Raw genomic sequence first — 16,439 nt, forward strand, 5'->3', positions numbered from 1 at the left:
AAGCCATTAAACCGGCAGCAGGGTCCGCAGCGCGCAATGCCGGAATTCCGGATTTCCGAGAAACGCTGGTCGGTCGACCTTGAGCAGCGCATCCAGCGCGAGCACTACGGCGACCCCGCCGCATACGAGCGTCGCTACGGCTTCGACCCCGCTTCGGGACGCGAGCTGTTCGTGATTGATACGCCGCCGCCCTACCCGTCGGGGACGTGGCACATCGGCGCCGTCGCGCACTACTCGATGATTGACGTCATTGCGCGCAGCCAGCGGCTGCTCGGCAAGGAAGTCAAGTTCCCGTGGGGCGTCGACCGCAACGGCATCAACGTCGAGTTCACCGTCGAGAAGAAGCACGGTCGCAAGATGCGCAGCTGGGAGCGCGGCGAATTCCTTGATTTGTGCCGCGAAACCATCGAGGGCTACACTCGCGAAATGCGACATATCGCGCGCCGCGTGGGGCTCTCGTGCGACTTCGAGAACGAATACCAGACCGACGCCGCCGACTACCGCGCGGTGACGCAATCCATCTTCGTCGACCTGTTCCGCCGCGGCGAAATCGTCGAAGCGCTGCGGCCGAATCTCTATGACCCGGTCGAGGGCACGACCATCGCCGAGGCGGAGGTGACACGCTTGCAACGCAACACGCGGCTGCTGGACGTGCGCTGGTCGCCCGTAGATGGTGGCGATGATGTCATCATCGCCACCACACGCCCCGAGCTGATATGCGCCTGCGGCGTCGTCATCGTGCATCCCGACGACCAGCGCTACGCACACCTTGTCGGCCAGAAGCTGCGGCTGCCGCTCCCCGCGGGCGACCGCGCAGCCGAGGTGGAGGTGCGCAGCCGCGCCAGCGTCGACATGGAGTTCGGCAGCGGGGTGCTGATGGTCTGCTCCTTCGGCGACCAGAACGACGTCGCGGTCTTCCGCGACATGCGGCTGGAGCCGTTCGCCGCCATCGGCCTTGATGGCTGCATGACTGCCGTCGCGGGGCCGCTGGCCGGCCTGCCGGTGGCGGAAGCGCGGAAGCGCGCGACCGAGCTGCTCGAGGCGGAAGGGCGCATTGCCGTGAGCGTCGAACGCGAGCAGGAAATCCCGGTCTCCGAGCGCGGCAAGAACCCGATTGAAATAATCCTGCTCAAGGAGTGGTACGTGCGGCAGACGCACATTCTGGAGCGGATGTGCGAATTGGCGGACAAAATCAATTTCGTTCCGCCGCGCAACAAGCAGTTCCTGCTCGACTGGATGGAGGGCATCAGCATTGACTGGCCGGTCTCGCGCCGTCGCTGGTACCACACCGAAATCCCGGTCTGGTATTCCGCCGACCGCAGCCGCGTCGTCCTGCCGCCCGCCGGCAGCTACGTCCAGCCGTGGCGCGAAGCGCCGCCCGCCGGCTCGACTGTGCTGGACCGCGAAAGCCGCAAGGAGCTCGGCAGCTACGGGGCGCTGGCGGGCGAGCTGGGGGAACTGGAGGGTGAGGAGAAGGTGTTCGACACCTGGATGGACTCGTCGAACTCGAACCTGTTCGTCAGCGGCTACCTTGGCGACGACGACCTTTTCGAGCGTGCGTTCCCGACGACACTGCGCCCGCAGGGCAAGGAAATCGTGCGCACCTGGCTCTACTACACGCTGCTCAAGAGCGCGCTCTTGCTCGACAGGCCGGGTTTCGCCAACGTCTGGATTGATGGATTGGGAATGGACCCGTGGGGGCGCAAGATGTCCAAGTCGCTCGGCAACGGCATCGACGCCGAATCGGTGCTCGAGTGCGGCGCTGGCGGCCGTACCGGCTCGTGGAAGGTCCGTGGCCCGGGCGGCAAGCAGGTGACGCTGCGCGCCAACAAAGTTGGCTCCGAGTGCTTCCGGCTCTGGAAGGCGTGCGACGCGCAGGTGGGTGACGATTTCCAGATTAACCCGGAGGAAATCGAGGCCAAGTATTTCGGCGTGCTCACCAAGATTTTCAACGTCGCGCGCTTCGCGTCGCAATTCCCCGTGCCCGACATGGCGCAGCGCCCCGAACTGGCGCCCGAAGACCGCTGGCTGCTGGCCGAGTTTTCGGCAGTGCTCGACACGGTCGAGCGTGGCTATCGCGCCATCGACATTTTCCGCGGCACGCAGGCGCTGAAGCAGTTCGGCACCGGGCTCTTCCCGGGCCACTGGCTCGAGATGGCCAAGCAGCGGCTCTACGACGGCGACGCATCGGCAACGTGGACGCTGCACTGCGCACTGCACGACCTGCTGGTGATGCTCTCGCCCATCTGTCCCTTCTTCTGCCATTTCCTGTCGGAGACGCTCTACGGCCGCAGCGCCGTCGAACAGCGCGAGTTCCCCGCGCCACCGCTGGCGGAACTCGCCGCCGGAGCCCCACAAGGCGACCGACTGCGCGCGCTCACAGCAGCGCTGGTCGAGTTCAACTCAGCAACCTGGAAAGCGAAGAAGGACGCCGGACTCTCGCTCGCGGCCGAGATTGAGGGTATCGCGGTACCGGAAGCGCTCGTGGAGTTCGGCGACGCGTTGCGGGCGATGCATAAGCTGGGATAATTCCTCCGACGACCGTTATTTAAACTCGCGCAACGCGTTTGCGACGTCAATAGCCTGCCTCGTGGCGACGACATCGTGCACCCGCACGATGTCCGCCCCAGCGAGTGCGCCGGCGGTTGCTGCGGCGAGCGAGCCCGACAGCCGCTGCTCCGGCGCGGCGCCCGAAAGCGCTTCGAGCCATGACTTTCGGCTGGCGCCGAGCAGCACGCCGCCCGCGGTGCCCCGGAACTCGTCGAGCCGCGCCATTAGCGCCAGGTTGTGGTCGAGCGTTTTGCCGAAGCCGATGCCGGGGTCGACGATGAGCTGGTCGCGTGCGACGCCTGCGGCCTCGGCCGCGGCGACGCGCTCCGCCAGCCATGTCCTCACGTCGGTGACGACTTCGTCGTAGTCGGGGTCGCGCTGCATAGTCTCCGGGCTCCCACGCATGTGCATCACCACCGCCGGCACCCCGAGCTCGGCGACCGCCGCTACCATTTCGGGGTCGCGCAGCCCGCCGACGTCGTTGATGAGCGCGGCGCCCGCCGCGACCGCGGCGCGCGCGATTGCTGGCTTGCGCGAGTCAATCGAGACAGGAACCTTGAGTTTGGCGGCGAGCGCCGCGATAACCGGCACGACCCGCTCGCGCTCCTCCGCTTCCGGGACGGCCGGCGCGCCGGGGCGGGTCGATTCGCCGCCGACGTCGATGATGTCCGCTCCGTGGGCGGCCATTTCGCGTCCGCGCGCGATGGCCGCCTCGACCGCGTCGTAGCGCCCGCCGTCGTAGAACGAGTCGGGGGTGATGTTGAGGATGCCCATCACGCGGCAGCTGCCCCCGAGCTCGAGGCGACCGATGCGCATCTATTCGCGCAAGATGAACTGCGACTGGCAGATGGGGCAGCCGACCTGGATTGGCCGCTGCGGGGTGTGGACCGCAATCGTGCTCTGACACGAGGGGCACGCCAGCTCGAGTGGTCCCGAGACGTCGTCGAACTCCTCGTCGCCACCGCCGCCGCGCAGCCGCCCGACGGCCATCGCTCCGCCCGCGACCAATATGGTGCCGAGCAGCACCAGCCCCAGCAATTTCATCAGGTCGAGTCCCTCCTCCTCGTCGCCGTTGGTGGTCGCGGCCGCCTTGACCACGATTTGCACCGTTGCGGTGGACACGCCACCCCGCTCGTCGGTCACGGTCAGCGTCGCGACGTAGGTTTCCGGGTTGCTAAAGTACTTGGTAAAGGTAAGAGAATTTCGGTCATTGAGCAGGTTGAACTGGACGCCGCGACTGTCGACCACGCGCCAGTCGTATTCGAGTGCAGAATCGTCGCCGTCCGGGTCGGTCGAGTCGGCCGCCGAGAAACCGACGGCCTCGCCCGTGCTGGCCGAAATCTGCGTGTCGGACCAGGTGCCAACGCCTTCGACGAAGATGCCGACCTGCGCGACTGCCGTCGGCAGCACGTTGTCGGGACGCAGTACCGTAACCATCGCCGCCAGGGACCATGAGCTCTGGAGCATCGACTCGTCGCCTGCGGCGCGCGGCAGTTCGCGCACCATCACCTGCGCCATGTAGTTGGTCTGTTCGCTGCTGGCAGGCAGGGTGTAGTTGTAACCATCACCCGTAAGCTGACTGTCGCGGTATTCCATCAGCCGCCCCGCCGAGAGCGCGAAGACGCGGATGATGCCCGAGTCGTCGCGCAGCGGCTGCTCGCCGGCGCCCTCGAGCAGGTTGCCCTGGCTGTCAAACAGCGCGTTGCGATAGAGCCGCACGGTCTCGCCCTCTTCGACCCAGTCTGAATAGACGCCGTCACCCAGATTGAAGCGGAACTCAAGGTCAGCGCGGTCGTCTGGGTCATTCGAAGCGGAGGCGTCGAAGGTGACGTAGCCGCCTAGCGTGACCGAAGTGGTGTTGGCGGCGAGCATGGCTATTGGCGCCGAGTTGCTCTTTACCGTCACCATGAGTATCATCACCTCGGATTCTTTGCCTCGCTCATCACGCACCTGCACTTTCATTTCTTTCTCGCCAGGCTCCGTGAAATCTAGGTCGCGGGTGTAGTCGAACATCCAGCTGGACCAGCCTCCCCCTTCATCGGGAGAGTAGCGGTACTCCATCGTTGCGCCGCTGCCGTAGTCACGGTCTGCCTGCCCCTCCGTAGTTTCGTTGTCGTACGAGTCACCCGCGTCAATACGAACAGGTTCGTCAACCCATATAGTCACGATGTCCAGGAACGCACTGACTACTGGCGCGTCATTGGGAATCTCCTCGATTTCGACCGTCGTGTAGCCCTTGTTATTGGAAAAGCGAGTCTCCTGCCGCGGGCTCTGGATATCCTCCGCCTTGGCGTAGAGCTCGTGGTAGCCGGGAGTCGTCCACTGACTGCTCCAGAACACCTCGAACATTGCCGCCTCGCCCGCCGGGATGGTGCGGCAGCCGTCGCGCTGGTCGGGCTCGCCCGACTGGCAGGTGTACTCGGTAATCTTGTTGCCACCACTGTCAGGGTCGCCGTCGTAAATCTTGACCCGCCAGTCGCTGATGGCAGCGCCGCCGTAGTTGTGCAACGTGATGTTGACCGTCAGGTCATCATCCTCAGTTGGCTCCGCGGGCGTAACGAGAATGTCACCGCCCTCGATGGCGAGGTCAGGGTTATTGGTCTGCCCTTCGGCGGTGAATATCCACAGGTAGGCGGTGCTCCCGACCACCAGTTCGTTGGCCCCTTCGCCGTCGAGGTTCGCCATGCGGATATTGCCGTAGTGGCCGGTCTGCCCCGAAAGAGCGCTGGTCTTGGCCTCGAAGTCCTTGGTCTCCCCGTCGTAGGTGAAGAGCTCGCCGCCGCTGGTGCCGTAAATCAGCTCGACCACCCCGTCGTTGTCGAAGTCCGCCCCAAGGACACCCCAGAGTGAACTGGTGTCGACTTCCTTCTCCCACTCCTTAGCGTGGTTCGACCCGCGGTAGACCTGGATGAGCGGCTTCTTCTCGCTGCTCTCCTTGCCGGTTCCGACGATAATCTCGGTAGCGTCGTCGCCGTCGAGGTCGGCAATCGCAATCCCGTAGGCGTCGACCCGCCCGGTGTCGATGGTCGAGCCATCCTGCACGTAGTCGGAGCCGCTGCGATGGTATGCCAGCACTTCACCGCTGCGGGTGCCGATTACAAACTCGGCCCCCCCATCGTCATCGGCATCGCCCGCGGCGATACCGCGCACCGGGTCGTCCAGTTCGCCGCTGTCGCCTTCCTCGTCATAGCTGGAGCCATCGAAGCCGAAAACAATCAGCCGCCCGAAGTGGTCGGGGGGTGGCGGGCTGGAGCCAGCGTAAACCAGAGTGTAGCCGGTCACGACGCCGATTTCGGGGTAGTTCGAGTCATCCAGCTCGGCGACCGCGACGCCGAGCGCGGCGTCGATATTACCGCTCTTGAACGCCTGCGTGAAGCTGCTGCCGCTGCGGTCGAAGACGTAGAGGTGACCGTCGGCCCCCTCGTCGCTGTCGGCCAGCCGGTCCTCGCCCGGATTGCCGGTCGAAATCACGATTTCGTTATCAGAATCATCATCAAGGTTAGCCACCTGAATTCCCATTGGCAGCTCGTCCAGTACCGGGCTGACCCAGTCGACCGCGTGGGTGACGCCGTCGAAGGCGTACACCCGGCGAGCGCCGCTGCCGACCAGGATTTCTATCGCCGGGTCGGAATCGATGTTGCCGGCGCCGATGCCACGCGTGTTACCGCCCGGAAGCGAGTAGAGTGTGCTGCCGCCGTTATTGTCGCTGGTCGAGTCCCACGCCAGCGCGTGGCTCGAGGAAGAGGTGACTTCCCACGCCACCAGGATTCCCGCGTCGCCACCATGCACAATCCAGGGCTTGTCGTGCGTCAACGAAATCGCGACGCCGGCACCGGTGTTCATCACCTGCCCCGAATTCCACTCCTGATAGGTTGTGAGCGAAGTGCCGCTCAGCCCGAGGATGTAGACATTGCCGCTGCCGTCGGTCACCACCAGCTCGTTGCGGTCCGACCCGAACAGGTCGGCCGCCGCCAGCCCGTAGCCGGAATTGATTCCGGTCTCGTCGGCCTGCTCGTCCCGGTCGCCGTCGATAAAGACCGAGAGCTTCGATTGCTGCGCCACAATAAGCTCATCGATGCCGTTGCCGTTGAGGTCGGCCGCCAGCATCCCGTAGACCAGGGAGTCAGTGTTGTCGTTGCCATCCATGTCCTTCTTCCACTGCAATTCCTCGGTTTCACCGTCGAAGATACCGACCCAGCCCTGCTTCGAGCCGACCGCGATCTCGATTGCGGCGTCGGAGTCGAACTGCCCCATCGCGACGCCCCAGACGTTCTCGGTGTTCTTGTTGAAGGCCGAAGAGCCGGAGAGGTCGAGATACCACTCTGCCTCGTCGAAGGTAACGTCGCGGCCGACGTAAATCTCGGGAGTATCGGTGTCGACGACCCACAGGTAGCCGCGGTCGGCACCCATTGCCAGCTCCGCCCGCCCATCGCCGTCAAGGTCGCCCATTGCGAGCCCGTAAGGCCACCCCTCGGTCCACTCGGTGTGCGACCAGGAGATGCCGGAGGACCAGTTGGCCTCTGCCTTGAGGGTGCTACCGTCGATGATGCGCACCTTGCCGGCGTCGCCGTTCCAGTTGTAGCCAACCGCAATCTCGAGCGCATCGTCGTCATCAAGCTGCGCGATGTCCATCCCTTTCACCGAGCCGCCGAGGTCGACGCTGTGGAAGCCCTCCACCCACGCGTTGAGCGAGTTGTTCCAGTCGAGCATGTGCAGGTAGCCCTGCGCGTTGCCGACCAGGATTTCGTCCTCGCCGTCGGCGTCAATGTCGGCGACGCGAATCGAATTCAGCGAGCCGAGCCCGTTACCGAGGCCGGCGCGCCACGCTTCGCTCAGGTAGCCCCGGTCAGTGTCGGACCGCGCGTCGTTGGCCCCTTGCGCTACCGGAAACGCCGGCAGCAGCATCAGGACCAGCAGGAGCGCCATGAAGCGTTGCATACGTCGCCCGCACCGCTCCGGATATTTGTAGCTTACCGCTCCGCTATGGTCTTTTGTGGTTCAATCCTTGGACAATCGCGCCTGCAGCGCCACGCGCAGCCCGCTCTCGTCCAGCCCGTCGGTCGCGATTCCCAGCCGCTCCGCCGCCGCGCGCAGCTGCTCCTCCTCGCCGCGCGCGCCCGGCGCGCCGAGCGGGAAAGCGCGGTAGCCGCGGAATTCCCGCCAGGCGACGCCCAGACTGCGCGCCGCCTCAGCGAGTCGCTGCGGGCCGAGCAGCAGCCATGCCAGCAGGCCAATGACCAGCAGCTCGAGCAGTCCGGGGCCGTTCACGGGGCGCCGAGCGCCTGCTCCAGAAAAGCGCGCCGCTCTGCCTGCGTCGCGGCGCTGATGCCGAAATACTCGTCGAACGCCTCGGTCACGGAGAGCGCGAAGCTGCGACCGCTCCGTTCGCGCTCAAGCATTCCCAGCTCGAGCAGCTCGCCGACGTGCTCGTAGACCCGGTCGCCCATGCGGCGCTTGAGTTCGGACTGTAGCATCGGCTGCTCGTGCGCCACCAGCGCCAGCGTCCGCAGCAGGTAGCCTGGAATTTCCTGCGGCGCCAGTCGGCGACCATACTCGATGGCGTCGCGGCGTAACTGTAGTGCATACTTGGCGCCCAGCTGCACGATTTCCAGCGCGCCTTCGCGCTCGCGGCAGGCGGCGACCAGCTCCTCCAGCGCTGCGCTGGCCGCCTTGCGGGAGATCCCAGTTGCCTCAGCGACTTCCTGCGGCGTCAGCGGCCGGCCAGCGGAGAATAGCGCTGCCTCTGCCGCGACGGCGCTCAGCCCGCTGCCTCCCGGTTGCGGATGTAAATCGAGTGGCTGCGCAGGTCCTTCTGCTGGATGTCGATGCGACCCTCCCTCGCCAGAAAGAGCGAGCCGACAAAGGTGCGCACAACGCTGGAACGCTCGGGGGCGTCAACCAGCTGGCCGAGTGGAATCGGCTTGCCGTTCAGCGCGCTGATTTTCTGCCACACCTGCTCCTTGTAGAGTATGGGGTCGTCAGTGTGGATTTTATCGCCCAGATGGCTGGCGCGGTCGTCCAGCACCGTCTTCCGCTCCTCACGCAGCTGTTTGCGTCGCGCCAGTCGCGCGCGATGCTCAAGCTCGACCTGTCGCGCCTCTTCCAGCGCACCAACCAGTTCCATCAGCGTCACCCGCCGCTCGCCGCGGAAACGGACCGTCTCCTCCAACGGCGGCTCGGCGGCTATCTCGAGCCGCTCGCCGTAAGTCGGCTCCCAGCCGAAATCGAACGGATCCCACTCCGCCTGCGGCTCGGGGAGCGGCTCGCTCGCCTCGACCGCGCCCGCCGAGCGTAGCCGCAGCACGTCCCAGGCCCAGCCCAGGATGGCGCCCGCCAGCGGGAAATCGAGCGCGTCAGCGCGCAGCGCGTGTTGCTGGTATTCCTGAAGCACAAATCCGAGGTCGAGCTGCCACGGGTCCAGCTCATGCTCGCGCACCAGCTGGAACAGCACCGCTATGCTGCGTGCCAGCGGGTCCTCGATAGCGATGATCTCGGCTCCCGCCTCGGAAGCTTGCGCTAGGCCGAGGTAGCCGTCAACCCGCTCAGTGTCGCCGCCCACAATCGCCTTGTGGAACAGCAGGTGGTTCTCGACCAGGCTCACGCCGCCACCTCCTCGGCGGGCAGCGAAGCGATGAAGCTGTCAACATCGTGAATCTGGTGCAGGTGCGAGACGCCGTCGTCGGCCATGAAGACGCCAATCACGTGCGCCGCCTCGCGCAGCGCGGCGTGGTGCAGGCTCACGACAAGGAATTGCGCTACAGCCGACTGCAACGCAATCGCGCGGCCGATGTGTTCGGTGTTGACGCCGTCCAGATTCTGGTCCGGCTCATCGAGCAGGTAGAACGGACTCGGGTCGTAGCGCTGGATGGCGAAGATGAAAGCCATGCTGACGAGCGATTTCTCGCCGCCCGAGAGCGCCTCGACCGGGAAGAGCCGCTTGCGCGGCATGCGCGCCTTGATTGAGACACCACCATCGAATACCGTTTCCGGTTTCTCCAGCTCCAGCCACGCCTTGCCACCGCCAGTCAGGTCGGTGAAAGTGGACTGGAAGTTCTCGTCGATGTGTTTATAAACTTCACTGAACCGCTCGAGCTTGCGCGCCGATATTTTGGCTTCGAGCGCTTCCAGCCGCCGCACCTCCTTACGCAGCTGCTTGCGGTCCTCGCGGATGCGCGCCAGCCGCTCTTCCTCCTGCCGGTAATGCTCGAGCGAAAGCATGTTGACGTTGCCGAGCCGCCCGCGCTGCCCTTCGAGTGTTTCGCGCTGCGCCTCCAGCTGCTCGCTGCCGCCGACCTTTGGCGGCTGTTCTGCCTTTTCGGGCAGCCGCAGCTGCGCCTCGGCCAGCTTCGGCTCGCGTGTCGCGACTTCAATCTTCAGCTCGTCGGTAGCGTGCCGCCGCCCGCGCCCGAATTCCTCGCGCTGCGCCAGCATTGTGCGCGCCTCGGCCAGTTCGTCGCGCAGCCGGTCGCGCCGGTCGCGCAATTCATTGAGTTCGCGGAACTTGGTATCCTCCTCGGCCTTCAGCTCCTTGACCTCGCGTGCCAGTTTGCGCGCCGTCTCGCGCTCGTCGCGCCGCAACGACTGCTGCTCCTTCTGCTCTGCCAGATTCTGTTCCAGTTCACTCGCCAGCCGCTGCTCTTCGCCCGCGGCGGGCTCCTCGGCCGCCTCGAAGCGCGCCACGCTGGCGCGCACCTCCGAAAGCATCTCGCGCTGCCGCCCGAGCGCCGACTGGAGCTGCGCCAGCCGCTCGGCCGCCACGCCTCCGGTCAGATCCTGCAACGCAGTCGCCGCCTGCTCCACGCTCCCGGTATGGTCGGTAATCGTAACTTGCAGCTCGCCCAGCGCAGTCTCGCGCTCGCCCAGCTCACCCTCGAGCGCCGCCAGCGCCCCCTGCCGCGTCTCGAACGCCTGCTGCGCCTGTAGCAGTCCGTCGGCTGATTTCGACGCCTGCTCATCGTAGTCAGTCACGCGCGTCTGGGTGGTCGAGCACTCGCTCTCGAGCGCTGTCTTTGCCTGCGCCACTTCTGCCAGCTCCTCGCGCAACACCAGCACCGCGGCGCTCGCCTCGAGCTTGCTCGCCTCGGCAGTGCTGAGGCGCGCCACCAGTTCGTCGAGATTGTCGCGGGTGCCGGTCCCGAAGTGGATTCCCGAACGGGGCGGCGAGCCGCCCACCATTGCGCCGCCCGCCTCGAGCAGCTCGCCCGCCAGTGTGACCATGCGGCCCCGGCCCAGGAGGGTGCGCGCCTCGCTGAGGTTGCGCATGATTACCGTGTCACCGAAGACGTTGCCGAAAGCGTCCGCGTAGCGTGGGTCGAACCGCACTAGCTCCTGCGCGAAGTTGATTGCGCCAGCCTGCTTCACCAGCAGCAGTGCGTTGGCGCTAGGGCGATATCTGCGCAGCCGATTGAGCGGCAGGAAGCGTGCCCGCCCCAGCTTGCGCTGTTTCAGGAACGCAATCGCCTCCGCCGCGACAGCGTCATCCCTGACGACGACCGACTGCATCCGCGCGCCAGCCGCCACCTCGAGCGCCAGCGCATGCTCCTCATCCACCTGCCCCAGCTCGGCAATCGTTCCGACGATGCCGTCCAGCTCGCCCGCATCGCGCGCCGCGAGTACCGACTGCACCGCACGCGCGTAGCCGCCGATTTCATCGCGGGCGCGCGTAGCCGCCTCTTCGGCCGCCAGCGCCAGCGCAGCTTCGCGCAGCTCGCCCTCGATGCGTTCCAGCCGGTCGCTCGCCAGCGCCAGTTCGCCCACCAGTTTGCCGTGCTTGGCGGAGACTTTGCGCAGGTTATCGGCCGCAGACTTGCGCCCCAGTTCGAGGTCCTGTAGCTGGAAGTCGGCGTCAGCCGAATCCTCCCGTGCCGCTTTCAGGAGCAGTTCTGACCGCTCCAGTCGCTCACGCGCCAGCTCGAGCTGTCGCTCAAGCTGTTCACGCTCGCCCTCGAGCCGATGCCGTTGCATCTCCAGCTCGCCCGCCGCCTGCCTCAGCGCATCGAGGGCGTCGCGCTGGCCAGAGATTTCCTGCGAACCGTCGGCAGCGGAAGCTTCGAGTCGCGCCAGTTCCCCGGAGGCTGTCGCGACTCGCGCATCCAGTTCGCCCGCCTCTGCGCGCGCTCCTTCCAGCGCTTCGCGTAGCTCTTTCAGCTCCGCCGCGGCAGCCTTGCGCGAGCCCTCAAGCTGGCGGCGCGAGCCCTCCAGCTCCGTGAGCCGCGCGCCAGCCGATTCGGAGTTGCTCTGCGCCAGCGCCTGGCTGACGCGCGCCCGGTCCAGCAGCTCCTGCAACTCGCGTGCGCGGTCGCCGCCCGCGTCAGAAATATCGGTTTCCACCTTTTTATAATCGTCTTCGAGAGTTCCAATAGCAGTCTGCCGTTCTTTCAGCTCTTCCACGAGCTCTCCCAGTTCCTTTTCGTGGCGCGCAATCAGCCCTCGCCGTGACTCCAGCTCCGCCTCCAGGTCGAGTACGCGGCGCCATTTGCGCTGGAGCTCGTTTTCCTGCAACTGTTGCAGGATAACCTCAAGCCGCTCGGCATCACGCTTCTCGCGCTCGAGCTGCCGCAGCAGCCGCTGCGCCTCGCGCATGCGTTCGTCGAGCAGCGTCAGGTCGGTGCCAACATGCTCGCGCGCCGAGCGGGTCTTGCGCAGCCGCTGGTCGTACGCCGTTATCCCGGCGACGTCCTCCAGCTTGCGCCGCCGCGCGGTGCCTGACATGAGCGAGGTTTGCGTGACGTCGCCCTGCTGGATGATGTTATAGCCGGTGGCGTAGAGCCCGGCGCGCGAGAAGAGCGCCTCGAATTCGCCCGCCGAGGAGGTGTCGCCGTTGAGCCGGTAGTAGGTAGCAGGCTTGCCGCCGCGCAGCCTCACTCCCTTGGTGAAGCGCACCCGGTCACTCTCGATGGAGAGGAAGCGGTCGCTGTTGTTGAAGACCATGCTGACGCGGCAGTGCTGCGCGGCGCTGCGCGATTTCTTCCCTTCCTGATAGCCGAAAATCAGCTGGTTCAGCCGCCGCGCGCGCAGCAGTTTGGTCGAGCGCGAGCCGAGGATGAAAAGGATGGCATCAGTGATGTTGCTCTTGCCCGAACCGTTGGGTCCGGTGATGCAGGTAAAGCCGGGGCCGAAGGGGACGGTAACGTGGCCTTTGAAGGATTTAAAGTTCTCGAACTCGAGTTCGAGAAGTTGCAATCAGAAAGCCTCCAGGTGTGCCTGGCGCGGTTCAGTCTTCAGTGCCGCGAGCTCTCCCCTGACACCGGAACGGTGATGCTGCCGGTATGCTTTCCAGAATCCACTGATGAGTCGGCCACGGTCGCCGCGGTCGCCCGCGACCAGTGCCGAGAGGTAGCGCGAACGGTCTTCCCGCTGCCACATGGGTGCGGGCAGGCCCGCGCGCACGAGCATCCCCTCGAGTAGCAGTCGCGCCACGAGGCCGTTGCCAGCTTCGAAAGGCCGCAGTTGCAGGAAGCGGTGGTGGAACAGCGTCGCACGTTCGAACGAGTGTAGCGGCGACGGGTCGTGCCACCACTCGAGCAGCGCGTCGAGCTCGTCCTCAATCAGCACTGGCGGCGGTGGGACGAAGGCCGAGCCGGGAAGGCTGGCGCTGTCCTGCCGCAGGTGGCCGCCGTCGCCCTGCCCTTCGCGCACCTCGAGGTGCAGCTTGAGGATGGCGCGCCGGTCGAGTCGCGCGACACGCTCGCCCACCTCGCGGTGGAGTCGTCGTAGCGCGAGCACTTCGAGTACGCGCGACAGCGGGATTCCCGCGGGCGCGCGGTCGTGTAACAGTATCGCCTCGGTCTGCTCGGGTGCCAGCGGCTCGGAGGTGAGCATCAGGTTGCCGTGCACCGCCGCCAGCTCTGACTGTTCTGCTTCGCGTTCGCGCGCCTTGCGGTCCTGTTGCAGTCTGTTCAGCGCGCGCCGCAGGAACTTCAGTCGCTCGAGCCCTTTCAGCGCTTTCGTATCGAGGTAAGGCGTGCGGAACATATCGGCTGACGCCTTCGCCATACGCTCGACCGCGGCGAGCTCCAGCTCCGGCTCGTGGATAGCTTTGAGACGCTCCAGTTCCCGTTCATCGGGCTCCTCGGAACCGAGGTAATGCTGCACTTTCTCGACGCGTCCATTGAACTTGAACGACTTGACGAGATACCAGTACTGCTGCCCGCGAGTGGTCTTAGGCGTAAGATAGACCATAAGCCCGGCGCCATTGGTTCCACCTTTTAAAGTTTTTGGATTTAGGTAGCGAGTGGAAAAGCAGCTTGCTGTACCACCTTTCCACAGGAAACCAAGGGGTGGTGGAACAGGCTCCTGTCGACGAGCAACCGGCAGTTTTTTGGCGCACCGCACAGTCGAGCCGCGATGCAAATCATCTTCGTCTGCACCGGAAATGCCGCGCGTTCGCAGATGGCCGAGGGGTGGGCGCGCCACCTGGCGCCGGAACTGGCCGTGGAGAGCGGCGGCACCCAGCCGGCTGGCCTCTCGCGCCGTGCCGTGGCGGCGATGGCGGAGGCGGGTGTCGATATCTCCGCGCAGCGGTCGAAACCGCTCTCTGCGACAGCGCGGTGCGATGCCGACATCGCCGTCACGCTCTGCGGCTCCGCGCAGGAGGAGTGCGTCGCGCTGCCGTGGTCACCCACGACGCAGCGCGAGCACTGGCCGATAGCGGACCCGGTAGCGGTGCCGGCGGGCGGCGACCCGCTGGCGCCGTTCCACGCAGCGCGGGACGAGATTCGGGCGCGAGTGGAGGCGCTGCTCGCCAATATTGAAAATAGATAATCTATATAGATTATATAGGAAATATTTATTTAACCCCTGGAACAGCACCGGCCAATGTTTGGACTCGAACTGATGATACTGCTCGCCATCGCGGTAGCAGCGTACATGGCGTGGAACATCGGCGCCAACGACGTCGCCAATGCCATGGGCACCAGCGTCGGGAGCGGGGCGCTGACGCTGCGCAACGCCATCATCATCGCGGCGGTCTTCGAGTTCTGCGGTGCCTTCTTCGCCGGCGACGCTGTCACCGATACGGTGCGCAAGGGAGTGCTGATTATTTCCGAGGAGGAGATGGCTAGCCTCTCCAGCGAGTTGCAGTATGGCTTCATCGCCGCCATGCTGGCGGCTGCGCTCTGGATTACGGTCGCCACGCGCTACGGGCTGCCGGTCTCGACGACGCACAGCATCATTGGTGGCATCATCGGTTTTGGTCTCTTCATTGACCCTTCACTGGTCGATTTCCACAAAGTCGGCCAGATAGTTCTGAGCTGGGTAATTTCCCCGCTGCTGGGTGGAGTGCTGGCTTACGGGACTTTCATGGTCATTCGCATGACCATTATGGAGTCCGATGACCCTATCCAGCGCTCCCGCTGGATGGCGCCAATACTCGCCTTCCCGACCTTTTTCGTGCTGGGACTGGCGCTCCAGTTCAAGGCGCTCCAGTACCTGCTGCCCGCCGCATGGCTGCCGGCCAGGGATTGCGCCGTCGACGCCAGTTTCATGGCCGCAGTCGCCGAATGCCTGCCGCAGCCGAGCCTGCAGATAGCGCTGCTGCTGGGGGCATTTGCCAGCCTTGCGCTCTACCTGCTGCTGCGCAACTATGAGTTCAAGGAGAGCGGCTACGCGGGGGTCGAGCAGATTTTCGTCTGGCTCCAGATAATCACCGCCTGCTACGTCGCCTTCGCGCACGGTGCCAATGACCGCTCCAATGCCATCGGGCCGATGGCGGCCGTCTGGCAGGTCTACCAGGCAGGCGTGCTGAGCCCCGAAGCTTCGGTCCCGCTCTGGCTGGTGCTGCTGGGAAGCGCTGGCATCGTCATTGGCATCGCCACCTGGGGCCATCGCGTGATGAAGACGATTGGCGAGAAAATAACCCACATCACTCCCACGCGCGGGTTCGCGGCCCAGTTCGCCGCCGCAACTGTCGTACTCTTATTCTCCCTGCCTTTCCTGGCGGTGCCCATTTCCACTACCCATACCCTTGTAGGCTCGGTGGTGGGGGTCGGGCTGGCAAGGGGAACTGCATCTGTGGATTTCGGCGTTTTCGGGAAGATTGCCGCCAGCTGGGTCGCCAGCATCCCGGCCGCCGGCATCGGGGCAGTAGTACTCTACCTGATTTTCGGGCTGGATGAAACCCGTTTCATCGTCTCGGTCAGCCTGATACTGGCCGCCATTGTCTGGCTGCTCTACCACTCTATCAAGGCGGGACCCCGGGTTGAAATCGAGATGGGGGGCGCGGAATGAAGTTCTTCGAGAGCCGTGTTGGCCCCAGCGTATTCGAGGCATACTACCGCCACGCCGCCAAGGCGCTTGAAACCGTCGAGCACATGGAACGCTGCGTCGCGCTCGCCTGCGAGGATGGCGATACCGCCGAGGCGATTGCGGCGACTTCGAACGCTGAACTGGAGGCCGACGGCCTGAAAAACGAGCTGCGCGGAGTGATGCGCGGCAGCGTACGGCTCGCTATCTCGAAAGAAGTCTTCCTCGACATGATTTCACGGCAGGACCGTATCGCCGACTACGCCGAGAACGTCACCGAAATTATCTCCTTCCGGCCGCTCTTTGCCGACGCAGAGGCGCGCAAGCTGCTGCTGGCGCAGGCGAAGTCGGTGCAGGCGACCGTCAATGAATACGCGCAGGCTGTCGAGAAGCTGCAGGAGCTGATGGAATCCGGCTTCGCCACGAAGGTGAAGGAAGAGCTGCACCAGCTAATTGCCAGCGTCAACCTGCTCGAGCATCAGGCGGATGAGAAGGAGGCGGCGACCGCCGCCTACGTCTTCTCGCACGGCGATGATGCGCCGCTCGCAGCGGCGCATATGTATCGCGTCGCGCAGCGGCTGGACGACGTCGCCAACGCCACCGAACACGCGGCCAACTCGTTGTTGCCGCTGGCAAGCCACTAAACC

At 65.1% G+C, this 16,439-nt stretch carries 11 protein-coding genes; 4 read left to right on the plus strand and 7 right to left on the minus strand.

The features are described 5' to 3' along the window. Positions 1 to 36: 36 nt before the first annotated feature. Positions 37 to 2,529 (plus strand): class I tRNA ligase family protein, encoded by a 2,493-nt coding sequence (locus QGG57_04225; GenBank protein ID MDP7007377.1) that lies wholly within the window; start codon positions 37 to 39, stop codon positions 2,527 to 2,529. Positions 2,530 to 2,544: 15 nt separating this feature from the next. Here the strand turns inward: QGG57_04225 and folP are convergent, their stop codons facing one another. The 7 genes from folP to QGG57_04260 are packed head-to-tail and all read right to left on the minus strand — an operon-like array spanning position 2,545 to position 13,731. Continuing rightward, positions 2,545 to 3,366 (minus strand): dihydropteroate synthase, encoded by an 822-nt coding sequence (gene folP, locus QGG57_04230; protein MDP7007378.1) that lies wholly within the window; start codon positions 3,364 to 3,366, stop codon positions 2,545 to 2,547. Further along, positions 3,367 to 7,488 (minus strand): hypothetical protein, encoded by a 4,122-nt coding sequence (locus tag QGG57_04235; GenBank protein ID MDP7007379.1) that lies wholly within the window; start codon positions 7,486 to 7,488, stop codon positions 3,367 to 3,369. A 60-nt stretch (positions 7,489 to 7,548) separates the two neighbouring features. Beyond that, positions 7,549 to 7,818: a twin-arginine translocase TatA/TatE family subunit gene (locus tag QGG57_04240; GenBank protein ID MDP7007380.1), complete on the minus strand. Its 270-nt coding sequence runs from the start codon at positions 7,816 to 7,818 to the stop codon at positions 7,549 to 7,551. Beyond that, on the minus strand, positions 7,815 to 8,312 hold the full coding sequence (locus tag QGG57_04245) for an SMC-Scp complex subunit ScpB (protein ID MDP7007381.1): 498 nt from the start codon (positions 8,310 to 8,312) through the stop codon (positions 7,815 to 7,817). The genes QGG57_04240 and QGG57_04245 overlap by 4 nt, the downstream gene beginning before the upstream one ends. Continuing rightward, a complete protein-coding gene (locus QGG57_04250; GenBank protein MDP7007382.1) occupies positions 8,309 to 9,151 on the minus strand; it encodes a hypothetical protein in 843 nt (280 codons plus the stop codon). Before QGG57_04250 ends, QGG57_04245 begins: the two co-directional genes overlap by 4 nt. Beyond that, positions 9,148 to 12,732: a chromosome segregation protein SMC gene (smc, locus tag QGG57_04255; protein ID MDP7007383.1), complete on the minus strand. Its 3,585-nt coding sequence runs from the start codon at positions 12,730 to 12,732 to the stop codon at positions 9,148 to 9,150. Before smc ends, QGG57_04250 begins: the two co-directional genes overlap by 4 nt. Further along, positions 12,733 to 13,731, minus strand: a complete 999-nt coding sequence (locus QGG57_04260) for a Fic family protein (protein ID MDP7007384.1) — start codon at positions 13,729 to 13,731, stop codon at positions 12,733 to 12,735. A 165-nt stretch (positions 13,732 to 13,896) separates the two neighbouring features. On the opposite strand from QGG57_04260, the gene QGG57_04265 reads away from it, so the two are divergent. The 3 genes from QGG57_04265 to QGG57_04275 are packed head-to-tail and all read left to right on the plus strand — an operon-like array spanning position 13,897 to position 16,436. Then, positions 13,897 to 14,313, plus strand: coding sequence for an arsenate reductase ArsC (locus QGG57_04265; GenBank protein MDP7007385.1), 417 nt, complete (start codon positions 13,897 to 13,899; stop codon positions 14,311 to 14,313). A gap of 54 nt (positions 14,314 to 14,367) precedes the next feature. Beyond that, positions 14,368 to 15,777 (plus strand): anion permease, encoded by a 1,410-nt coding sequence (locus QGG57_04270; protein MDP7007386.1) that lies wholly within the window; start codon positions 14,368 to 14,370, stop codon positions 15,775 to 15,777. Continuing rightward, positions 15,774 to 16,436 (plus strand): DUF47 family protein, encoded by a 663-nt coding sequence (locus QGG57_04275; GenBank protein MDP7007387.1) that lies wholly within the window; start codon positions 15,774 to 15,776, stop codon positions 16,434 to 16,436. The genes QGG57_04270 and QGG57_04275 overlap by 4 nt, the downstream gene beginning before the upstream one ends. The last annotated feature ends 3 nt before the right edge of the window (positions 16,437 to 16,439 follow it).

It is taken from the genome of Candidatus Poseidoniia archaeon (assembly GCA_030748895.1).
Taxonomy (GTDB): domain Archaea; phylum Thermoplasmatota; class Poseidoniia; order MGIII; family CG-Epi1; genus UBA8886.

Coding starts and splice junctions, on each gene's coding strand:
- QGG57_04270 (MDP7007386.1), top strand. CDS start 14,368: ATGTTTGGACTCGAACTGATGATACTGCTCGCCATCGCGGTAGCAGCG.
- QGG57_04275 (MDP7007387.1), top strand. CDS start 15,774: ATGAAGTTCTTCGAGAGCCGTGTTGGCCCCAGCGTATTCGAGGCATAC.
- QGG57_04235 (MDP7007379.1), bottom strand. CDS start 7,488: ATGCAACGCTTCATGGCGCTCCTGCTGGTCCTGATGCTGCTGCCGGCG.
- QGG57_04265 (MDP7007385.1), top strand. CDS start 13,897: ATGCAAATCATCTTCGTCTGCACCGGAAATGCCGCGCGTTCGCAGATG.
- QGG57_04225 (MDP7007377.1), top strand. CDS start 37: ATGCCGGAATTCCGGATTTCCGAGAAACGCTGGTCGGTCGACCTTGAG.
- folP (MDP7007378.1), bottom strand. CDS start 3,366: ATGCGCATCGGTCGCCTCGAGCTCGGGGGCAGCTGCCGCGTGATGGGC.
- QGG57_04260 (MDP7007384.1), bottom strand. CDS start 13,731: ATGGTCTATCTTACGCCTAAGACCACTCGCGGGCAGCAGTACTGGTAT.